This is a genomic window from Rhodococcus sp. MEB032, from assembly GCF_030208925.1.
Classification (GTDB): Bacteria; Actinomycetota; Actinomycetes; order Mycobacteriales; family Mycobacteriaceae; genus Rhodococcus_F; species Rhodococcus_F qingshengii.
In genome coordinates this window covers 103,328-122,992 of the sequence record NZ_JARVSY010000034.1, presented here as the reverse complement: position 1 = coordinate 122,992, position 19,665 = coordinate 103,328, and the positions used below count along the sequence as shown (strand labels likewise).

The 19,665-nt window shown below is 64.6% G+C and carries 19 protein-coding genes; 8 read left to right on the top strand and 11 right to left on the bottom strand.

The window, feature by feature from the left end:
- Window positions 1-111 precede the first annotated feature (111 nt).
- Window positions 112-1,419, bottom strand: coding sequence for a serine hydroxymethyltransferase (gene glyA, locus QRN54_RS27940; protein WP_285183524.1), 1,308 nt, complete (start codon window positions 1,417-1,419; stop codon window positions 112-114).
- 76 nt (window positions 1,420-1,495) lie between these two features.
- Window positions 1,496-2,692, bottom strand: a complete 1,197-nt coding sequence (locus QRN54_RS27935; protein ID WP_285183523.1) for a DUF885 domain-containing protein — start codon at window positions 2,690-2,692, stop codon at window positions 1,496-1,498.
- Window positions 2,693-2,864: 172 nt separating this feature from the next.
- Between QRN54_RS27935 and coaA the strand changes: the two genes are divergently transcribed.
- Window positions 2,865-3,797 (top strand): type I pantothenate kinase, encoded by a 933-nt coding sequence (gene coaA / locus QRN54_RS27930; RefSeq protein WP_003945270.1) that lies wholly within the window; start codon window positions 2,865-2,867, stop codon window positions 3,795-3,797.
- Window positions 3,798-3,803: 6 nt separating this feature from the next.
- Here the strand turns inward: coaA and QRN54_RS27925 are convergent, their stop codons facing one another.
- Window positions 3,804-4,571, bottom strand: coding sequence for an isoprenyl transferase (locus QRN54_RS27925; RefSeq protein WP_003945211.1), 768 nt, complete (start codon window positions 4,569-4,571; stop codon window positions 3,804-3,806).
- Between the two features lie 172 nt (window positions 4,572-4,743).
- Here QRN54_RS27925 and trhA point away from each other — a divergent pair, with 172 nt between their 5' ends.
- Window positions 4,744-5,412, top strand: a complete 669-nt coding sequence (gene trhA, locus QRN54_RS27920; RefSeq protein ID WP_003945269.1) for a PAQR family membrane homeostasis protein TrhA — start codon at window positions 4,744-4,746, stop codon at window positions 5,410-5,412.
- On the opposite strand, the gene QRN54_RS27915 is transcribed toward trhA, so the two are convergent.
- The 3 genes from QRN54_RS27915 to mca are packed head-to-tail and all read right to left on the bottom strand — an operon-like array spanning window position 5,379 to window position 8,615.
- Window positions 5,379-7,406, bottom strand: coding sequence for a thioredoxin domain-containing protein (locus QRN54_RS27915; RefSeq protein ID WP_285183522.1), 2,028 nt, complete (start codon window positions 7,404-7,406; stop codon window positions 5,379-5,381). The genes trhA and QRN54_RS27915 overlap by 34 nt on opposite strands.
- Before the next feature lie 19 nt (window positions 7,407-7,425).
- Window positions 7,426-7,740: a hypothetical protein gene (locus QRN54_RS27910; protein WP_007726381.1), complete on the bottom strand. Its 315-nt coding sequence runs from the start codon at window positions 7,738-7,740 to the stop codon at window positions 7,426-7,428.
- The gene (gene mca / locus QRN54_RS27905; RefSeq protein ID WP_007726383.1) at window positions 7,737-8,615 is read right to left on the bottom strand and encodes a mycothiol conjugate amidase Mca; all 879 of its coding nucleotides are present in this window, start codon (window positions 8,613-8,615) and stop codon (window positions 7,737-7,739) included. Before mca ends, QRN54_RS27910 begins: the two co-directional genes overlap by 4 nt.
- A 303-nt stretch (window positions 8,616-8,918) precedes the next feature.
- On the opposite strand from mca, the gene QRN54_RS27900 reads away from it, so the two are divergent.
- Both QRN54_RS27900 and greA read left to right on the top strand, forming a co-directional pair.
- Window positions 8,919-9,344, top strand: a complete 426-nt coding sequence (locus QRN54_RS27900) for a DUF4307 domain-containing protein (RefSeq protein ID WP_007726384.1) — start codon at window positions 8,919-8,921, stop codon at window positions 9,342-9,344.
- Between the two features lie 227 nt (window positions 9,345-9,571).
- The gene (gene greA / locus QRN54_RS27895; RefSeq protein WP_007726385.1) at window positions 9,572-10,066 is read left to right on the top strand and encodes a transcription elongation factor GreA; all 495 of its coding nucleotides are present in this window, start codon (window positions 9,572-9,574) and stop codon (window positions 10,064-10,066) included.
- Window positions 10,067-10,154: 88 nt separating this feature from the next.
- Here greA and QRN54_RS27890 read toward each other — a convergent pair whose 3' ends face one another.
- Window positions 10,155-11,255, bottom strand: a complete 1,101-nt coding sequence (locus tag QRN54_RS27890) for a C40 family peptidase (protein WP_003943296.1) — start codon at window positions 11,253-11,255, stop codon at window positions 10,155-10,157.
- Window positions 11,256-11,460: 205 nt separating this feature from the next.
- On the opposite strand from QRN54_RS27890, the gene QRN54_RS27885 reads away from it, so the two are divergent.
- Both QRN54_RS27885 and QRN54_RS27880 read left to right on the top strand, forming a co-directional pair.
- Window positions 11,461-11,706 carry a hypothetical protein gene (locus tag QRN54_RS27885; RefSeq protein ID WP_285183521.1) on the top strand — a complete coding sequence of 82 codons (246 nt, stop codon included), beginning with the start codon at window positions 11,461-11,463 and terminating at the stop codon, window positions 11,704-11,706.
- The gene (locus QRN54_RS27880; protein ID WP_003943281.1) at window positions 11,703-12,497 is read left to right on the top strand and encodes an FAD:protein FMN transferase; all 795 of its coding nucleotides are present in this window, start codon (window positions 11,703-11,705) and stop codon (window positions 12,495-12,497) included. Before QRN54_RS27885 ends, QRN54_RS27880 begins: the two co-directional genes overlap by 4 nt.
- A gap of 6 nt (window positions 12,498-12,503) precedes the next feature.
- Here QRN54_RS27880 and ilvA read toward each other — a convergent pair whose 3' ends face one another.
- The 3 genes from ilvA to QRN54_RS27865 form a co-directional block, all read right to left on the bottom strand.
- Window positions 12,504-13,667, bottom strand: a complete 1,164-nt coding sequence (gene ilvA / locus QRN54_RS27875; protein ID WP_223304414.1) for a threonine ammonia-lyase — start codon at window positions 13,665-13,667, stop codon at window positions 12,504-12,506.
- 135 nt (window positions 13,668-13,802) lie between these two features.
- Window positions 13,803-14,975, bottom strand: a complete 1,173-nt coding sequence (locus tag QRN54_RS27870; RefSeq protein WP_003943272.1) for a cystathionine gamma-synthase — start codon at window positions 14,973-14,975, stop codon at window positions 13,803-13,805.
- Window positions 14,976-15,019: 44 nt separating this feature from the next.
- Window positions 15,020-16,405, bottom strand: a complete 1,386-nt coding sequence (locus QRN54_RS27865; RefSeq protein WP_003943292.1) for a cystathionine beta-synthase — start codon at window positions 16,403-16,405, stop codon at window positions 15,020-15,022.
- 71 nt (window positions 16,406-16,476) lie between these two features.
- Between QRN54_RS27865 and QRN54_RS27860 the strand changes: the two genes are divergently transcribed.
- Window positions 16,477-17,448, top strand: a complete 972-nt coding sequence (locus tag QRN54_RS27860) for an SGNH/GDSL hydrolase family protein (protein ID WP_502944077.1) — start codon at window positions 16,477-16,479, stop codon at window positions 17,446-17,448.
- Window positions 17,449-17,569: 121 nt separating this feature from the next.
- Entirely contained in the window at window positions 17,570-18,787 is a 1,218-nt protein-coding gene (locus QRN54_RS27855; RefSeq protein WP_019744600.1) for an acetyl-CoA C-acetyltransferase, read from the top strand.
- 66 nt (window positions 18,788-18,853) lie between these two features.
- Here QRN54_RS27855 and QRN54_RS27850 read toward each other — a convergent pair whose 3' ends face one another.
- On the bottom strand, window positions 18,854-19,609 hold the full coding sequence (locus tag QRN54_RS27850; RefSeq protein ID WP_285183518.1) for an enoyl-CoA hydratase/isomerase family protein: 756 nt from the start codon (window positions 19,607-19,609) through the stop codon (window positions 18,854-18,856).
- Between the last annotated feature and the right edge of the window lie 56 nt (window positions 19,610-19,665).

Below are 19,665 nucleotides of genomic sequence, written 5' to 3'. Positions count from 1 at the left end.
AGCACCGAACTCGGCCACCATCGGTCATGTGACCGATGCCACAATCCGCGACTGGCAAAAAACCAGCGGCCCGGCCCCTAAAAAGGGACCGGGCCGTCGGTGAAGGAATTCCTAGACGTTCTTGCTGAGCAGGCCCCAGTTCTCGAGACCGTCGTACAGCGGAAGGTCGAGAGCGAGCTTGGCGACGCGCGCACGCAGCGCCGGCAGATCCGCGTTGCCGGCCAGAGCGGTACCGATGATGTCGGCGACCTCGGTGAACTCGGCATCGCCGAATCCGCGAGTGGCCAACGCTGCGGTACCGATACGCAGACCGGAGGTGGTCATCGGCGGGCGGGGATCGAACGGAACAGCGTTGCGGTTGACCGTGATGCCGATTTCGTGCAGAAGGTCCTCACCCTGCTGGCCGTCGAGCTGCGAGTTACGCAGGTCCACGAGCACGAGGTGGACGTCTGTGCCGCCGGTCAAGACGCTGATGCCCTGGTCTGCGACGTCCTTGTTGCCCAGACGCTCGGCAAGGATGCGCGCACCGGAAAGGGTGCGTGCCTGACGATCCTTGAACTCTTCACCGGCAGCGATCTTGAAGGTGACTGCCTTGGCCGCGATGGCGTGCATGAGCGGTCCACCCTGCTGACCGGGGAAGACAGCAGAGTTGAGCTTCTTGGCCCACTCTTTCTTCGCCAGGATCAGGCCCGAACGCGGACCACCGAGGGTCTTGTGGACGGTCGAGGAGACGACGTCTGCGTACGGGACGGGCGACGGGTGCAAGCCTGCCGCAACCAGTCCGGCGAAGTGAGCCATGTCCACCCACAGGTACGCCCCGACCTCGTCGGCGATCGCACGGAACGCCGCGAAGTCCTGCTGACGCGGGTACGCGGACCAGCCGGCAACGATGACCTTCGGCTTCTCGGCGAGGGCGATCGAGCGCACCTCGTCCATGTCGATGCGGTGATCTTCCTTGCTGACGCCGTAGGACGCGACGTCGTACAACTTGCCGGAGAAGTTGAGCTTCATGCCGTGCGTGAGGTGACCGCCGTGTGCAAGGTCGAGGCCGAGCAGCTTCTCACCCGGGTTCATCAGTGCCATCAGAACAGAAGCGTTGGCCTGTGCGCCCGAGTGCGGCTGAACGTTCGCGAACTCTGCACCGAAGAGTTCCTTCGCACGGTTGCGCGCCAGATCCTCGATGACGTCGACGTGCTCGCAACCGCCGTAGTAACGACGTCCCGGGTAGCCCTCGGCGTACTTGTTGGTCAGGACGCTGCCCTGAGCCTGCAGAACCGAGCGGGGAACGAAGTTCTCCGACGCGATCATCTCGAGCGTGTCGCGCTGACGAGCCAATTCACCAGCCATCGCCTCGGCGACTTCGGGGTCGAGTTCGGCGAGTGATGCAGAGTTGACGTCGGAGCCGGGCACAGCGGTCATCGAGGAATCTCCAAGCTGGATGCGGAAACGAATGCGTCCAGTCTACGAAGTTCGCTCCCGCCGTCTCCACCCGGCACTAGGCAGCACGCAGAGAGCTGGGGACCAGCGGCTCGTCGAGCAGCCTGCGGAAGCGTTCGGTGCGCTCCGCGCCCACCGGCACCTCGTCCAGCCAGCCCCCGAGCAGCCGGTATCCCTCGACATACGTGCTGGTGTATGCCCGCCACAGCGGCGAAGACAGGAACTTGAGCGATTGGCGAGCGCGTTCCGGCGTCGACAGCGACCACCGTTCGAGGAACAGCGCCACGTCGTCGAGGCTGCGCCCCTCGTCGTGCAACATCAGCGCCGCATCCTGCCGGACACTCAGCAGTTGCCCCGACGCGGCGGAGAGCCGTTGCGCCTTTTCCCCGTCGAAAGACAAGCCGAGGTCGGCGTAGATGTCCTGCGCCCACAAACCCCAGTCCGGGCCGACAATCGCTTCCAGCGCCAAATCCGCGAGGCCTTCGGCCATGATGCACTGCGGCGTGTTGACCAGGAACAGTGTCTGCTCGAGCTGGCCCGAACCGACCAGACCGGCTTCCTTACGGCAATGCTCGGTGTGATGGCCGGGGTAGGACTCGTGCGCGATCAGCCGCGGTAGGTTGGCCATGAACTGCGGCAGATCCGAATTGATCGCAACCTTGGAGCGGTAGTCACCGAGGTAGTAGTTGAAGCCGGACCACGGCTTGTCCCCCACCACTTCGTATTCGACGGTTTCCGACGCGGGAAGCCCGAACGTGCCGCGGACCAGATCGCGCAGCGCACTCGACATTGCCTCGACGCATTCGTTCAGTTTCGCCGCGGGGATCTCGTCGGCCTTGCGATGGGCCTGCACCCGCTGCGCCAGCGGTCCCGGACCGGGCAGAACTTCACCCATCAACCGGTGAGCGTCGCTGTAGGCGTCCTCGTTTCCCTTCTCGATTCGGACGTCGAAGTACGCCTCGACCTCGTCCACGAAGCCGATGTCATCACCCGCGAACTTGCGCCCGGAGCATTCCAGGGCGCGAAGGTGTACGTCGACGAAGTGGGCGCGTTCGGCATTCAGACCACTTCCGGCCAACTCGCCCCGCAATTCACGAGCCGTGCGGGCAAGTTCACGCGGATCGGGCTTCGGGGCGCTCTCGATCTGCTTACGCAGCGCCGGGTCACCGGTGAATGCGTCGACGAACCCGTCTTCGAGACGGTCGAAACCCAGTCCGAGCAGCAGGTATTGGCGAACAAGTGTGTCTGGATCCATAACGACCGAGCCTAGTCGCTCGCTCCGGAATGCCACCCGGCGAAAGTCCCGGACGTGGCACCGAGCACAATCCGACTATGCACTCGGATCGTGCGCACACGCGCCTGGCTTGCTCGCATAGCTGTTTCGTCCGCCGGGCCCCGGGTTCACTACGTGCCGGTGAGCTGGGCTGATGGCGCGCACCAACGAATCGAGTCCCTACGTCGAGTTCGACCGCAAGCAGTGGCGGACACTGCGTAAGTCGACGCCACTGGTGTTGACCGAGGACGAGTTGTACGGCCTGCGTGGTCTCGGCGAGCAGATCGATCTCGAAGAAGTTGCCGAGGTTTATCTCCCCCTCGCACGTCTGATCCACCTACAGGTAGCGGCACGCCAACGACTGTTCGCGGCCACCGCGACCTTCCTCGGCGAGAAGCATCCCGACCGTCAGGTGCCCTTCGTCATCGGCGTCGCCGGTTCGGTCGCGGTCGGAAAATCCACGACTGCTCGTGTGCTGCAAGCTCTCCTGGCCCGCTGGGATCACCATCCGCGCGTCGACCTCGTCACCACGGACGGATTCCTCTATCCGACCAGGGAACTCCAGCGTCGGGGCATCATGCACCGCAAGGGTTTTCCCGAAAGCTACGATCGCCGCAAGCTGTTGCGCTTCGTCACCGAAGTCAAGTCCGGGGCGGAAGAGGTAGCGGCGCCGGTCTATTCGCATACGTCGTACGACATCATCCCGGGCCAGTACCACCTGATCCGCCAGCCCGACATCCTCATCATCGAGGGCCTCAACGTCCTGCAGACCGGCCCGCGTCTGATGGTCTCCGATCTGTTCGACTTCTCGATCTACGTCGACGCCCGCATCGAGGACATCGAAGCCTGGTACATCCAGCGGTTCCTCGCGCTACGCAACACGTCGTTCGCCGATCCGAACGCCCACTTTCACCACTACTCCGGCCTCTCCGACCGTGACGCGACTATCGCGGCGAAGGAGATCTGGAACTCGATCAATCACCCGAACCTGGTGGAGAACATTCTCCCCACCCGTCCCCGCGCAACCCTGGTGCTGCGCAAGGACGCCGATCACACGATCAACCGGCTGCGGCTGCGCAAGCTCTGAGACGGCTCAGGCGCCGAACCGGCGGTGGCGCGCCGCGTAATCGCGCAAGGCTCGAAGAAAGTCGACTCGACGGAACTCGGGCCAGTACGCCTCGGTGAACCAGATCTCCGAATAGGCGCTCTGCCACAACAGGAATCCGGAGAGCCGCTGCTCACCGGAGGTGCGGATCACCAGATCGGGATCGGGCTGTCCCGACGTGTACAGATGCCCGTCGATGCCGTCGACCGTGACGGCCTGGATCAGTTCGTCTCCGCTCAGGCCCGCACCGATCTTGTCGCGCAGGAGCGATTGGACGGCGTCGGCGATCTCCTGACGCCCGCCGTATCCGATCGCGACGTTGACATGTGTCCCGGTTCGGCCGCTCGTCCCCGCCGCCGCTTCCCGCAAGCGCCTGGACTGCTCGGGAGGCAGAAGATCGAGAGCACCGACGATCTGCACACTCCAGTTCTTGCCGGGCCCGGAGATCTCTTCGACGACGTCGGTGATGATTTCGAGGAGGGTGTCGAGCTCTTCCGGCTCGCGGCGCAGGTTCTCGGTCGAGAGCAGGTAGATGGTTGCCATCTCGATTCCGGCGGCGTCGCACCACTCGAGCAATTCGGCAATTTTGAGCGCGCCCATGCGGTGCCCGTGACTGACATCGGTGAAGCCGTTCTCGCGAGCCCATCGCCGATTTCCGTCACACATCACGGCTACGTGCCGTGGGTGCGCGAGACCGTCGAGATGACTGAGGAGTCGTCGCTCGTAGATGCTGTACAGCAGTCCGCGCAGATTCACCGTGACATCACCATGGTGTCAAAGACTACGCCCGGCAGTGACAGCCACATGCGAGCGCCGTCACGCTTTTTGTACGCGTCGAAAACCCGCAGGTAGGTTATGCTACTGATGCGTAACCTACGGTACCGTAGGTTACGCGGTTCGCAACAGTACGGAACGAGAGGGGTTGCACATGACGGCATTCGGGCTCGACGAGCTTCCGGTCAAACCACGCATGCGCGGTTGGATCCATCTGTGGGCGCTCGGTGTCTCCGTCGTCGCGGGCATCGTTCTCGTCTCCGTAGCCGGCGCTCAGGTCGGCGCCAAAGCGGCTTGGGCAACCGCGATCTACAGCGTCACGATCTGCGGCCTCTTCGGCATCAGTGCGACGTATCACCGCATCCAGTGGCAGACGGTCAAGGGCCGTACGTGGATGAAGCGTGCGGACCATTCGATGATCTTTCTCTTCATCGCCGGCAGCTACACACCGTTCGCCATGCTCGGCCTCCCGACTCACACCGGCAAGATCATCCTCGCGATCGTGTGGGCAGGCGCGCTCGCCGGCGTCGCACTCAAGATGCTCTGGCCCACCGCCCCGAAATGGGTGGGAGTCCCGCTCTACCTGCTCCTCGGTTGGGCGATCGTTCCCGTGGTCGGTGAACTGACGCACCAGGTCGGTGTGGCGCCTATGGTGCTGCTGCTCGTCGGCGGAATCTTCTACAGCGTCGGCGCAATTCTGTACGCGACGAAATGGCCAAACCCGTGGCCCACGACGTTCGGGCATCACGAGTTCTTCCACGCCGCGACGGTCGTCGCAGCGATCTGCCACTACATCGCGGTATGGCTCGTCGTGTTCAACTGACTCGCCAGTTCCACCACCGTCGTCACCGGCCGATCACACACGAATCCCCGACAGATGTACGCGGCTTCACCACCGTCGACGAGGGGTCGATCTGCAAGCAGCGGTGAAGAATCCGGGGCACCCCCGACAACCACTGCACCACCCGGCGCAAGCCGGCGGGCATCGGCCAACAGCGAACCTTCCCCGACGACGGCCACCTGTATCGGACCACGCAACGACGCTTCCGCCACCGCGAGCCAGTGCCCCGCCGACCGAGGCGCACGCTCGAGCGGCAGCGTGGCCCTCGCCAGCGCGTCCGCCGCGGCCTGGGCGTAACGAGAAGAGCGCTCGGCATCGGTCAACGCCGCTGCGGTCAACAGAGCCTCCGCGACGCTCGACGCACCGGACGGCGTCGCGCCGTCCAACGGGTCTCGGGGCCGAGTCACGAGCGACTCCGCGAAATCGGCCGTGTCGAACCAGCTTCCCGGCTCGGCCGGATCAGCGAAGTGGTCGACAGCGACGTCGAGCAACTGCTGCGCCGCATCGAGCCACCGCGCCAATCCCGTTGCCTGGTATAGAGCCAGGAGGCCGGTGGCCAACATTGCGTAATCCTCGAGCACGCCCGTCGGGGCGCCGACAGCCCCGCCGAGGGAAGCGCGACGCAAGTGACCGTCCACCAGGTGAAGGTCGAGAAGAGCGCCTGCGCACTCGGCCGCCGCGGTGATCCAGTCGGGTCGGTCCAGGGCAAGTCCGGCTTCCGTCAAGGCCGTGACGGTCAACCCGTTCCAGGCCGTCACCACCTTGTCGTCGCGGCCGGGCTGTGGACGCTGAGCCCGGGCGGCACGGAGAGCGTCGGAGACCGTCTGCCAGCGCGACCAGTCGTCGGGGTCACGGAGCAACTGCAGTACCGACGCACCCTCTTCGAAGGTTCCGGTATCGGTGACCCGGAACAACTCCGACGCCCACTGCCCGTCCTCCGCGCCGAGAATCTCGACCAGCTGCGTCGGCGTCCATACGTACGTGAGGCCTTCGACGCCGTCGGTGTCGGCATCGAGAGCCGAAGCGAAGCAACCGTTCTCGGTCAGCAGATCGGAGAGCAGGAACCTTGCGGTCTCCTCGGTGACGCGAGTGGCGAGGTCCGATCCGGTGCGCCGCGCCCAGTGCGCGTAGAACCGCAGGAGCAGCGCATTGTCGTAGAGCATCTTCTCGAAGTGCGGAACCACCCACTCGGCATCGACCGAGTACCGCGAGAAACCGCCACCCAACTGGTCGTAGATCCCGCCACGTGCCATTGCTTCGGCGGTGCGCTCGATGCCGCCGAGGATCTCGCCCGAACCCGTTCGCTCGTACTGTCGGAGCAGCCCCTCCAGTAGTGCCGACGGTGGAAACTTCGGTGCCCCACCGAATCCCCCGCGCGGGACGTCCTCGTCGCCGAGGATCGACCGGCCCGCCGCGTTCAGCAGCTCGGCGTCGATGGGTGCTCCGCCGTACGGAATCCCGCCCGACGCGCGCTGAAGTTCCGTGACGATCGACTGCGCCGCGTTGTCGACCTCGTCGCGCCGATTCGTGAAGGTGTCGACTATCGCTTCGAGAAGCTGTGTGAACGAAGGCATTCCGCCGCGAGGCGTCGGCGGGTAGTACGTGCCGCAGTAGAACGGTGAACCGTCGGGAGTCAGGAAACAGGTCATGGGCCAGCCGCCCTGGCCGGTCATCGCAACTGTCGCATTCATGTAGACGGCGTCGATGTCGGGACGTTCTTCTCGGTCCACCTTCACACAGACGAAGTTCGCGTTCATGACGGCCGCGATCTCGTCGTTCTCGAACGACTCGTGCGCCATGACGTGGCACCAGTGGCACGCCGAGTATCCGATCGAGAGGAGAATCGGCACGTTGCGCTCGCGCGCCCACTCCATCGCTTCTTCGCCCCACTGTTGCCAGTGGACCGGATTGTCGGCGTGCTGACGCAGGTAAGGGCTCGAGGACCCACCCAGGTTGTTCCGCATCCGTGGGTCCATCGCCGCTACCTCGTTCGTCTCAGGATTCTTGCTTGGGCTTCTTCTCGGTAGAGACGTTGGGTTCCGCCGGGCTCGGAGCAGTGATAGCTCCCCGGTCGGTGCCTTCGTCTGCCTGCTGATCGAGTTCGGGATGATCCGGTTCGAACGTCTCCGGCAGCTTCTTGAGCTGGCGGTTCATCGACCGAACCAGGAGGATCACACCGATGAGCAGCGCAAGAATCACCAGCAGGCCGACCGGAGACGACTTTCCGAACTCCGGGCCGGATGGGTTACTGGGCGTCTGAGCAAGAAATTGTGTGGTGCCGAGAACTACCTCGGCGGACAGAGCATTCACTTCTGAGCGTCCTCTTCGAGACCTGCGAACAGGTCGGTTTCCGGAATGGACGTGGTGACCCGCGTCTTGGCGAGCTCGAATTCCTCGGTGGGCCAGATCTTCTGCTGAATGTCGAGCGGCACAGCGAAGAACGAACCGTTGGGATCGATCTGCGTCGCGTGTGCGCGCAGAGCATCGTCACGCTGGGGAAAGTAGTCGCCGCACGTGACCTGAGTGGTCACCCGGACCATCATGTCGCCGCGTTCGGTCTTCCACTTCTTGAGCCAGTCCGCCATCGGGAACGGCTCTCCGCGACGCTCGTACTCCTCCTGGAAGAGTTCGAGGCGCTTACGGATGAATCCGTGCGAGTAGTAGACCTTCTTGATTTCCCACGGCTGACCGTCCTCGGGGAAGTACTCGGGATCGGCGGCGGCTTCGTAGGCTGCCATCGTCACCTCGTGGCACCGGATGTGATCCGGGTGCGGGTATCCGCCGTTCTCGTCGTACGTCGTGACGACGTGGGGACGGAACTCGCGAATCACCTTGACCAGAGCGCGCGTCGACTCTTCGAGCGGAACGAGGGCGAAGCACCCTTCGGGCAGCGGCGGAAGAGGGTCGCCCTCGGGAAGCCCGGAATCGACGAAACCGAGCCAGCGCTGCTTCACGCCCAGGATGCGAGCGGCCTCGGCCATCTCCTCCTGGCGAACTTCGCTGATTCGATCGCGGACACCGGGAACGTCCATGGCCGGGTTGAGAATGTCGCCACGCTCACCCCCGGTGAGCGTCAGGACCATCACTTCGTGGCCTTCGGCTGCATAACGGGCGGTGGTGGCCGCACCCTTGCTCGACTCGTCGTCGGGATGGGCATGGACGGCCATGAGCCGGAATCCGCTCACGTGTTCGTTCACCTCAACTTCACCTGTAGCCGTTGCCGGCAGTTCACCTGTAGCCGTCACCGGCAGTTCACCTGTAGCCGTCACCGGCAGTCTTCGAATCACACGCTGTGCACCGCTCGGATTACTCCGGGCCGTTGCCGTCAAACGTACCGACTGCCGACAAACCTACCGACGGCGCGACGGGATACGTCCTCTATAGTTCCACCCGAGAGTTCCTGGCGCAGCCGTGACCCCTTCGGTAATCCGGCGGGACACAGTCAGTTGCTGCACGACACGCGAACTCGAGTCTTCGAGAGCAGAGTGATGAGCAAACCGCTTCCCCAAGATCGGTACCCGAGCACAACTCGCACGGGCAGTCCCCGCAAGTGGATGGTGTGGGCTCTGACCGCTCTCGTCATCGTCGTAGGCGGCGGAATCGCGTACTACGCGTACGGAAAATTTGCGGTCAAGGAAATCGAGACCGAGACCATCTCGTTCGACATCGCCAACGACTCCACGGTGAAGATCCGTTTCACCGTCACACGCGACGACTCGTCGCGTGAAGCGATGTGCATCGTGCGCGCACGCTCGAAGGACGGCTCCGAAACCGGTCGACGTGAGGTCTACGTCCCGTCGTCGGAACATCAGACCCTCGAGTTCAACACCGAGGTCAAGACGTCCCAGCCGCCAGGCATGGCCGACGTCTACGGCTGCAGCTTCGACGTTCCGGAGTACCTGACCAAGAGCTGACCTCGGAACGCACCCACCCTGCCGGACGTTTGACGCCGGACAGGGCGGGTAGTCATGCGTGATAGAATTGCCCGATACACGGTTCCGGGTGGAACCGTGTATTGCTGCATTGACGCAAGGTTTGACGGCAAGGTTGCATCCCTGGTGGTGCTTCTGTGTCGTTGTTCGCTGCTGTTGCAGCGATCGTCGAGGGAGCCCCCGGCTCCGACTACTAGGGAGTGATCGAGATGACCGAGACCCAGGTGACCTGGCTTACCCAGGAATCACATGACAGGCTCAAGAACGAACTCGACCAGCTCATCGCCAATCGCCCGGTCATCGCCGCCGAGATCAACGAGCGTCGCGAAGAGGGCGACCTGAAGGAGAACGGCGGCTACCACGCTGCCCGCGAAGAGCAGGGTCAGCAGGAAGCCCGCATTCGCCAGCTCCAGGAGCTGCTGAACAGCGCAAAGGTCGGCGAGGCCCCCACTCAGTCCGGTGTCGCACTGCCCGGATCCGTAGTCAAGGTCTACTACGACGGCGACGAGAGTGACACCGAGACGTTCCTGATCGCTACCCGCGAAGAAGGCGCACGTGACGCCAAGCTCGAGGTCTACTCGCCGAACTCACCGCTGGGCGGCGCGCTGCTCGAAGCCAAGGTCGGCGACACGCGTGAGTACAACCTGCCCAACGGCAGCACCATGAAGGTCACGCTGCTGAGCGCGGAGCCTTACCACAGCTGATCGGCTGTACCAGCTCTGAAAAGAAGCGCCACCCGACTCGGTCGGGTGGCGCTTCTTGCTCTGTCGACGCTCGCCGTTTCCTGCCCACTCACACCACGCGGCGAGCCTTCATGCCGGCGAAGATCGGGCCGACCTTCACCACGTCGCCGAACGTGGGTGCGTGAAGCATCTGACCGTTGCCGACGTAGATCGCCACGTGGCCGGGGCCGCCTGCCTGCCAGTTGCCGAACAACAGGTCACCGGGCTGCGCCTGATCCAGCGGGATCTCGACGCCGACACCCCACTGCGTCTCCGAGGTCCGGGGCAGAGTCACCCCGGTGGCCGCGTGGATCGCGTACGACGTCAGCCCCGAGCAGTCGAACCCGCCCATCGACGGCCCGTTGATGTTTCCGCCACCCCACACGTACGGCAATCCGAGAAACTTCAGACCGGCCTCGACGACGCCGCCCACCGCTGCGGCGAGGTTGTTGTAGTCGAAGGGCGCAAGCATCAGGGCGAACGAGTCCTGCAACGATTTGATCTGGGCGACGAACGGAGCGGCGACCGCCTGCTCCGCAGGAACCTCGCCCGACTTGTCTGCCGGAACGCCGCCCGCTTCGCGAACTGCGTCCGGCCCGACGTCGTAGGCAGCGAGCGCGAGGTCGACGGTATCGCCCTCGACCTCACCGGACTTCTGCCAGGACTGCGCTTGCTTCACGAGATCGCACAACCGGTATCCGGTTGTCATCACCGGATCGGCAACGCCCAGGATGTCCATCTTTCCGTCGCCGTCACCGTCCTTGCCGTATGCCGTCCACGCTGCGGTGGTGAAGCGGCCAGGCCCGCGCCCACCTTCCGGTGAGATGTCGGTATCGGGTCCGTACTTGAATCCGTTCTCGACCGAGTACAGCGAGGCGATCACCGCGGGCGTGATCTCCGAGCACAGAGCACCGGCCTTTTTGATCCACGGCGCGAACACTGCCACCGCTCCCACGGGCGCCAATGTCGCTCCCGGAAAGTTGGAGGGTACGGAAGGCACGATTCCCTCAGGTGTGTCCTGAGTTCGTGCCGGTCCGTTCCAGGCTGCAAGTGAGACTGCAGCATTCGAAGACTCGTTCTTCTCGACTTGTGCGGGCGCTCCGAGAGTTCCACTCATCACGCCCAGTGCGGTGCCGATCGACACAGCGATCGCCAGGACACCGACTGCCATCCGAACCTCCGATAAACCTCTGAAAATCCACGTACGTGGTCGTACCCGAAACTTGTCGGTGCGAACATCTACTCTTTCGAACATGCATTCGACACGGCTCAGTCTCGCGACTCCTGTAACCAATGTCTCATTTATCTCGGCGGGCGTTACGCAAATGACTACAGACGCCAAGGCTTTTCTCAGGTTCGGCGTGCAAGCTGAGTCCATGAGCGACGATCGGCCACGACCCGCCCGGGGACGCACTACGGTGTATCGACCCGTTCGCCTCGCCCTCGCAGCCACGGCTGTGGCGGGAGCACTCGCAGGCGGCGGACTTTCACTCGTTTCTTCTCCCACTGCCACGGCACTCGCGCCGGACACGTCGGCTTCTCACACCAAGAATCCCGTAGCGAAGCGGCCCGTCGTGGTCGCCGGATTCGGAACCCCGGACGCCGTCTCCAACGGTTCGTGAGTACTCCGCGCTCGGCCTCCGAGTGGCTCACGTGGGGGGTTCAGGCCCGGGTCGTCGTCACCGACCCTGAAGTCCTTCCCTCCGCGGCCAGCCTGGTTCGCGGGTACCTCACCGCTGCCGATGCCGCCACCAATCGAGATCGTGCCGACTCCGAGATTCGTACCTATGTCAGCGCCGCGAGCAACGTCGACGGCGTCGCCGTGACCCCGATGTTCGCGCACTTCCTCGAAGACGCGTTGGCTGTCGCACGACTGACCGACGGCAAACTCACGCCGACGGCCGGGTCGGCAGACCCTCACTCCTGGTGGAAGATTCGCGTCGAGAACAACCGCGTGTACAGCCCGGACGACGTCGTTCTCGATCTGTCCGCGACGGCCCGCGCCAGTTCAGCGGACCACTGTGCCGCGTCCACTGCGACTCTTCTCGGGTGTGGCGTGCTGGTCGGCCTCGGCGGGGACATCGCGGTTGCCGGCCCGGCGCCGGAAGACGGCTGGCAGATTCAGGTGCAAGACCTGCCCGGCGACCCGACCTGCCAGGTAGCACTTCCGTCCGACTGCGGGATCGCCACGGCCAGCACCGTCAAGCCACTGCACCGCGAATCGACGGCGACGCCGATGTGGCGCACGGTGTCGGTGATTGCATCCTCCTGCGCCCAGGCCGCCGCATTCAGTCGGGTTGCGGTCGGCATGGGCGGTTCGGCCATCGACTGGCTACATCAACTCGACGTACCCGCCAGGCTGGTCGACCAGGAGTACCGCGTGACGGTTCTGGGCGGCTGGCCTGACGAGTAACTCGCCTCAGTTCTGCAGTCGTACTGCGTAACCGGCGCGGTCGAAGGCCGTCAGAAGTTCCGCCTTGTTGTCCGGACCACGCGTCTCGACGGTGAGGAAGACTTCCACTTCGTCGAGTGCAAGTTCGCCACCGGTACGGGAATGGATGACATCGACCACGCTGGCGCCGTTCGCTCGAACCACTTCGAGCAACGAGACCAGTGCGCCCGGCCGATCGTCGATGGTGATGTGAACGCCGAGGAACCGTCCGGCCGCTCGCAGACCGTGCGAGATGACGTGCGTGAGAAGTAGCGGATCGATGTTGCCGCCGGAAAGCACGGCGCACACCGGCCCTGTCAGTCCCAGCTCCTCCGGAGTACAGGTCATCAAGGCCGCGACGGCCGCGACGCCGGCCGGTTCGACGATGAGCTTGGCGCGTTCGAGGCACAGCAGGAGCGCTTTGGACAGCGCTTCCTCGCTGACCGTCACCACGGCGTCGACATGGGCGGCAACTTCGGCGAACGGAACCTCGCCCGGGCAGCCAACGGCGATACCGTCTGCCATCGTGGACATCGACGCCAAGGCGGTCGGCTTCCCGGCTGCCAACGACGCCGGCCAGGCAGCCGCGGTCTCGGCTTGCACTCCGACGATGCGGACCTGCGGGCGCACAGCTTTGACGGCTGCGGCCACTCCGGCGATCAACCCGCCGCCGCCGGTGGGGACGAGGATCGTGCCGACCTCAGGCAGTTGCTCGAGGATTTCGAGCCCCACAGTCCCCTGCCCCGCCACGACGTCCTCGTGGTCGAAGGGGTGGACCAGAACTGCTCCGGTTCGGTCCGCGAATTCGCGAGCGGCCACGAGCGCTTCGTCGACAGTCGAACCGTGCAGGTGGACCTGAGCTCCATATGCCTTGGTGGCCACCAACTTCGGCAGCGGCGCACCCGTCGGCATGAAGACGGTCGACTTGATTCCCAATTCTGTTGCAGACCAGGCAACTCCCTGCGCATGGTTACCGGCACTGGCCGCCACCACGCCCGCTGCCCGTTCCTCTGCGGAAAGATTGGCAATGCGGTTGTACGCACCGCGCGGTTTGAAAGAGCCGGTGCGCTGCAGGTTTTCACATTTCAAGCTCACGGCGAAGCCGGTGGTTTCGGACAACACTCGCGAGGCCACGACCGGGGTGCGTCGCATGACCGGGGCGAGCAGTTGCTGTGCAGCCTTTATCTGTTCGAGATTCACGCATGCCTCCAGAAAGTGCGCCTCCACACCCTCGTGAGGTGTGAAGGCGCACTGCAGATTCGAAGTCGAATTACTGTAGAGCGAAGATCAGGACAGCGCTTGCTCGATGTCGCCGACCAGATCGGAGGCGTCTTCGATGCCGACCGACAGGCGAACCAGATCGTCGGGAACCTCGAGAGCGGAACCGGCCGTCGAGGCGTGGGTCATCGCACCGGGGAATTCGATGAGGGATTCGACTCCGCCGAGAGATTCTGCCAGCGTGAAGATCTCGGTGCGCGAGCACAGGTCGAGAGCTGCCGCCTTGCCGCCCTTGAGGCGGACGGAGATCATGCCGCCGAAGCGTCGCATCTGCTTGGCCGCGACCTTGTGCGACGGATGCGAAGCCAGTCCGGGGTAGATGACGCCGGCAACCGCGGGGTGGCCGTCGAGCAATTCGACGACCTTCTCCGCGTTGTCGCTGTGACGCTCCATGCGCAGCGCCAGTGTCTTGATTCCGCGCAACGTCAGGAACGCGTCGAACGGGCCGGGAACGCCGCCGGATCCGTTCTGCAGGAAGGCAAACGCGGTGTCCAGTTCTTCGTCGTTGCAGACGAGAGCGCCACCGACCACGTCGGAGTGTCCGCCGATGTACTTGGTCGTGGAGTGCAGCGCGATGTCGGCACCGAGCTGCAGCGGCTGCTGCAGGTACGGCGAGGCGAAGGTGTTGTCCACCACGATCTTTGCGTTGCCCTCGTGGGCGACCTCGGCAAGGAGCTCGATGTCACCGATATTGAGCAGCGGGTTCGTGGGCGTCTCGACCCAGACCAGCTTGGTGTTGGACTTCATCGCCGCGCGCACCGCATCGACGTCGGACACCGGAGCCGGGGTGTACTCGATCCCCCACTGCGTGAAGACCTTGTCGATGAGGCGGAAGGTTCCGCCGTACGCGTCGTCGGGGATGACCAGGTGATCGCCCGGTCGAAGTACCGAACGGAGCAGGCAGTCGGTGGCCGCCATTCCCGAACTGAACGCTCGGCCGTAGGTTCCGGATTCGAGCGCTGCGAGGTTCGCCTCGAGTGGGCGACGGGTGGGGTTACCCGTTCGCGCGTACTCGAAGCCACTGCGCATTCCACCGACGCCGTCCTGGGCGAAGGTGGAACTCGCGTAGATCGGCACGTTGACCGCACCGGTCAGCGGATCGGGTTCGTAACCCGCATGCACCGCTTTCGTGGAGAAACCCTGCCAGCTGATGTTGTCGGCCTTGCTGCGTTGCTCACTCATGGTCCCCAGCCTAATGGCGCCGGTGCCGGCGCAGGAATCCGAACTCAGGAATCCGAACTCAGGAAACCCAGGAGATCGTGGCGCGTGATGACACCGACCGGCTTGCCGTCGTCGACGACCATGAGTGCGTCGGTGTCCCCGAGCGCCTTCGTGGCAGCCGAGACCGGCTCGCCGGAACCGATGAGCGGGAACGGCTTGCTCATGTGCTTCTCGACGGAATCCGCAAGGTGCGCACGGCCTTCGAAGACCGCGCTCAGCAGATCCCGCTCGGACACACTTCCGGCGACCTCGCCTGCCATGACCGGCGGTTCCGCACCCACGACGGGCATCTGGGACACGCCGTACTCGCGCAGGATCTCGATCGCGTCGCGCAGGGTCTCCGACGGGTGGGTGTGAACGAGGTCCGGCAGCTCGCCCGACTTGCCACGCAGAACGTCGCCGACGGTGGGGACGTTGGTCTTGCCGTCGAGTGGGGTGCGCAGGAATCCGTACGACGCCATCCACTGATCGTTGAAGATCTTGGACAGGTAGCCGCGGCCACCGTCCGGGAGGAGGACGACGATCAGGGCGTCAGGACCCTCACGCTTGGCTACTTCGAGGGCAGCGACGACGGCCATACCGCAGGAACCGCCGACCAGCAGTCCCTCCTCGCGGGCGAGGCGACGCGTCATCTCGAAGGAATCGGCATCCGAGACGGCGATGATCTCGTCCGGGATGGACGGGTCGTATGCCGACGGCCAGAAGTCTTCGCCGACGCCTTCGACCAGATACGGACGACCGGTGCCGCCGGAGTAGACGGAGCCCTCGGGGTCTGCGCCGATGACCTTGACCTTGCCGCCCGAAACTTCCTTGAGGTAGCGGCCGGTGCCGGTGATGGTGCCGCCGGTGCCGACGCCCGCGACGAAGTGCGTGATCTTGCCGTCGGTGTCGGCCCAGATCTCGGGGCCGGTGGTCTCGTAGTGGCTCTCCGGTCCGCCCGGGTTGGAGTACTGGTTGGGCTTCCAGGCGCCGGGGATCTCACGGGTGAGGCGGTCGGAGACGCTGTAGTAGCTGTTCGGGTTGTCCGGCGCGACGGCCGTGGGGCACACGACCACCTCGGCGCCGTAGGCGCGCAGGACGTTGCGCTTGTCTTCGCTGACCTTGTCTGGGCAGACGAAAACGCACTTGTATCCACGCTTTTGCGCCACGAGCGCCAAGCCGATTCCGGTGTTGCCCGAAGTCGGCTCGACGATGGTGCCGCCCGGCTTCAGTTCACCCGAAGCCTCGGCTGCGTCGATCATCTTGACGGCGATGCGGTCCTTGGAGCTACCGCCAGGGTTGAGGTATTCGACCTTGGCTGCCACCGTGCCGAAGTTTTCGCCCGTGACGGACGTGAGCTTGACGAGTGGGGTGTTGCCGATGAGGTCGACGACGTGTTCCGCGATGCGCATTCGTCCATGTTCCCAGATGAAAGAAAACGGTGCGCGCGGACGTCGGGCGAAGGTGGTGCAATCCGGCTAGATTGGCAAGTGTGAGTCGAACCGGACTGAAAGCGTCGGTGGCCACGGTGGTGGCCGGATCGAGTGCAGGCACGCTCTCCTGGTTGGGCTACAACTATCTGATGTCGCAGGCGGGGGCGGCCCGCGGGGTGATCGGTCGCAATATCGCCAAGCCACCCGAGGCGGACGGGGTGTACGCACCCGGCGCCGACAACCCGGAACTCTGGTGGCGGGCCGTGCCCTTCGATCTCCACTTGATGATCTTCGGCGATTCCTCTGCGGCCGGCGTCGGCGCGCTGACGGCCTCGGAAGTACCGGGTGTTCAGGTCGCGAAGCTGCTTGCGAGTGAAACCGGGAAGCGAATCCGTTTGAGCACCAAGGCCATCGGGGGCGCCACCTCCCGCGGGTTGAGTGGGCAAGTCGACGCCATGTTCGTCGCCGGTCCTCCCCCGGACGCTGCGGTGATCCTGATCGGCGCCAACGACGTCACCGCCAAGAACGCGATTCACGCGTCGGCTAAACGCGTCGGCGACGCGGTTCGACGCTTACGCGAGAGCGGCGCCGTCGTTGTTGTCGGCACCTGCCCGGATCTGGGGGTGGTCACGGCGATCCCGCAACCTCTGCGCTCCGTGGTGCGCGAATGGGGCCATCGCCTCGCACTCGCCCAGGCGGCCGCGACCAGAAACGCCGGGGGTCATCCCGTTCCACTGGCCGACCTGCTGGCCAAGGAATTCCTGGCCTCGCCCGACACGATGTTCTCGGCCGACCGTTTCCATCCGTCCGCGGCCGGATACGAACTCGCGGCGAAGCAGATCGTCCCGGTTCTCGCGTCGGCTCTGGGTGAATGGCAGGGTGGCCCGCTACCCGAGCTCCCCCACGTTTCAGAGGCGGCGCAAGCCCGCACCGTCGCGGCCCGACTGACGGCGGCGGCAACCCAGTGGAAAGCCTTCGCGAGACGCACCAAACCTGCAGTTCAGCGCCCCGACGTCAACTGAGTGAGACTGCGTGACCACCATCTGGGAGCGGCAACGTAAATTGTAAGTCGAAGCTGCATTCAACTTGCCCTGCTCGACGGCGTTTCAAGCCGCCCTCGAGCAGTACACAAAAGGAGTTTTCATGCCCGAGGCAGTAATCGTCTCAGCAGTACGGTCGCCCATCGGCCGCGCAATGAAGGGTTCGCTCAAGGACATCCGCCCGGATGACCTCGCAACTCAGATGGTTGCCGCCGCGTTGGCAAAGATCCCCGAGCTCGACCCCACCGAGATCGACGACCTCATGCTCGGTTGCGGCCAGCCCGCCGGTCAGTCGGGCTTCAACATCGCCCGCGTCGTCGCCGTCCAGCTCGGCTACGACTTCCTCCCCGGTGTCACGGTCAACCGTTACTGTTCCTCCTCGCTGCAGACCACCCGCATGGCTCTGCACGCCATCCGCGCAGGCGAGGGCGACGTCTTCATCTCCGCCGGCGTCGAGTCCGTCTCCAGCTTCATCACCGGCAACGCCGACGGCCTCCCCAACACCAAGAACCCGCTCTTCGACGCAGCGCAGGCCCGTAGCGCCAAGCTCGCCGAAGGTGGAGTCGCCTGGACCGATCCTCGCGAAGAGGGCCTGATCCCCGACGTGTACCTGGGCATGGGCCAGACCGCCGAGAACGTCGCTTCGGCCACCGGCATCACCCGCGAAGACCAGGACCGCTGGGCAGTTCGCAGCCAGAACCGCGCCGAGGAAGCCATCGCGCGCGGCTTCTTCGAGCGTGAGATCACGCCCGTCACGCTCGCCGACGGCACCGTCGTCTCCAAGGACGACGGCCCCCGCGCCGGCACCACCTACGAGGGCATCAGCGGCCTCAAGCCCGTCTTCCGCCCCGACGGCACCGTCACCGCCGGCAATGCCTGCCCGCTCAACGACGGCGCAGCCGCACTGGTGATCATGTCCGACACCAAGGCAAAGGCACTCGGCCTGACCCCGCTCGCTCGCATCGTCTCCACCGGCGTCTCGGGCCTGTCCCCCGAGATCATGGGCCTCGGCCCGATCCAGGCCGTCAAGAACGCCCTGAAGATCGCCGGCAAGTCGATCTCCGACATCGACCTGTTCGAGATCAACGAGGCATTCGCAGTGCAGGTCCTCGGATCCGCTCGCGAACTGGGCATCGAAGAGGACAAGCTCAACATCTCCGGTGGCGCGATCGCGCTGGGTCACCCCTTCGGTATGACCGGTGCCCGTATCACCAACACCCTGATCAACAACCTGCAGGAGCAGGACAAGACCTTCGGCGTCGAGACCATGTGTGTCGGCGGCGGACAGGGCATGGCAATGGTGATCGAGCGCCTCAGCTGATCCCCTGAGCACGTCGAAAGCGGCCGCCCGGCTTCTGCCGGGCGGCCGCTTTCGTGTGGTCGGGTTTCAGGTATTCGTGAACTTCCGAGCAAAACTCCCCAACTCGCGAATCAACTCTCGCGCAGCGTCGTCCTCACGCTGCACGGCAGCGCGAGCTTCGTCCGCCCATCCGTGACGGAGCAGTCGTTTGGCGGCAAGAACTGCCGGTCCGACGTTGGCGGCAATCTGCTCGGCACTCTCACGCGCGCGTGCCTGTACCTGGTCGGCCGGCACGGCGGCCGTCGCCAGTCCGTAGGCGGCCGCTTCGACGCCGCTGAGCCACCGGGCCGACAGGATCAGCTCGGCGGCTCGCTGCGTTCCGATCACCTTGGGCAGCAACCAACTACTGGCAGCTTCGGGAGCGGTACCCAGCGAAGTGAACGGTGCCCGCAGACGTGCGTCCTCGGCAACGTAGACGACGTCGCAGTAAAGCAGCATGGTCAGGCCGATGCCGACGGCAGCGCCGTGTACCGCGGCGATCAATGGCTTCGGGAACTCCACCAGCGCGACGATCAGCGGCGCGAATGCGTGGCCGAAGTCGGCGTTGTCTGCGCCTGGTTCGGCGAGTGCGCGTAGGTCGACACCACTGGAAAATGCCTTGCCTGCGCCCTCGACGATCACCACGGCCACGGCTTCGTCCGACGCCGCGTCGTCGAGCGCTTTGGTGAACGCTCGAAAACCGGCTGCATCAAATGCGTTCAGGCGACTCGGATTATTGAAGGTCAGCGTTCGCACTGCTCCGGCATCCGCGACCAGGATGGGTTCAGAGGTGTTTGTCGACATTCGCTCCCCTTCGTTCCAAACCAAGCAGTTGCTAGGTATCCAAGCACCGTAACCGT

What these genes read in the sequence shown, in the direction of transcription:
- QRN54_RS27855 (WP_019744600.1), top strand. Translation starts at nt 17,570, where the DNA reads ATGCCCGAGGCAGTAATCGTCTCAGCAGTACGGTCGCCCATCGGCCGC.
- QRN54_RS27900 (WP_007726384.1), top strand. Translation starts at nt 8,919, where the DNA reads ATGAGCAAACCGCTTCCCCAAGATCGGTACCCGAGCACAACTCGCACG.
- glyA (WP_285183524.1), bottom strand. Translation starts at nt 1,419, where the DNA reads ATGACCGCTGTGCCCGGCTCCGACGTCAACTCTGCATCACTCGCCGAA.
- QRN54_RS27915 (WP_285183522.1), bottom strand. Translation starts at nt 7,406, where the DNA reads ATGGACCCACGGATGCGGAACAACCTGGGTGGGTCCTCGAGCCCTTAC.
- QRN54_RS27935 (WP_285183523.1), bottom strand. Translation starts at nt 2,692, where the DNA reads ATGGATCCAGACACACTTGTTCGCCAATACCTGCTGCTCGGACTGGGT.
- trhA (WP_003945269.1), top strand. Translation starts at nt 4,744, where the DNA reads ATGACGGCATTCGGGCTCGACGAGCTTCCGGTCAAACCACGCATGCGC.
- ilvA (WP_223304414.1), bottom strand. Translation starts at nt 13,667, where the DNA reads ATGCGACGCACCCCGGTCGTGGCCTCGCGAGTGTTGTCCGAAACCACC.
- coaA (WP_003945270.1), top strand. Translation starts at nt 2,865, where the DNA reads ATGGCGCGCACCAACGAATCGAGTCCCTACGTCGAGTTCGACCGCAAG.
- QRN54_RS27865 (WP_003943292.1), bottom strand. Translation starts at nt 16,405, where the DNA reads ATGCGCATCGCGGAACACGTCGTCGACCTCATCGGCAACACCCCACTC.
- QRN54_RS27890 (WP_003943296.1), bottom strand. Translation starts at nt 11,255, where the DNA reads ATGGCAGTCGGTGTCCTGGCGATCGCTGTGTCGATCGGCACCGCACTG.
- QRN54_RS27885 (WP_285183521.1), top strand. Translation starts at nt 11,461, where the DNA reads ATGAGCGACGATCGGCCACGACCCGCCCGGGGACGCACTACGGTGTAT.
- greA (WP_007726385.1), top strand. Translation starts at nt 9,572, where the DNA reads ATGACCGAGACCCAGGTGACCTGGCTTACCCAGGAATCACATGACAGG.
- QRN54_RS27870 (WP_003943272.1), bottom strand. Translation starts at nt 14,975, where the DNA reads ATGAGTGAGCAACGCAGCAAGGCCGACAACATCAGCTGGCAGGGTTTC.
- QRN54_RS27850 (WP_285183518.1), bottom strand. Translation starts at nt 19,609, where the DNA reads ATGTCGACAAACACCTCTGAACCCATCCTGGTCGCGGATGCCGGAGCA.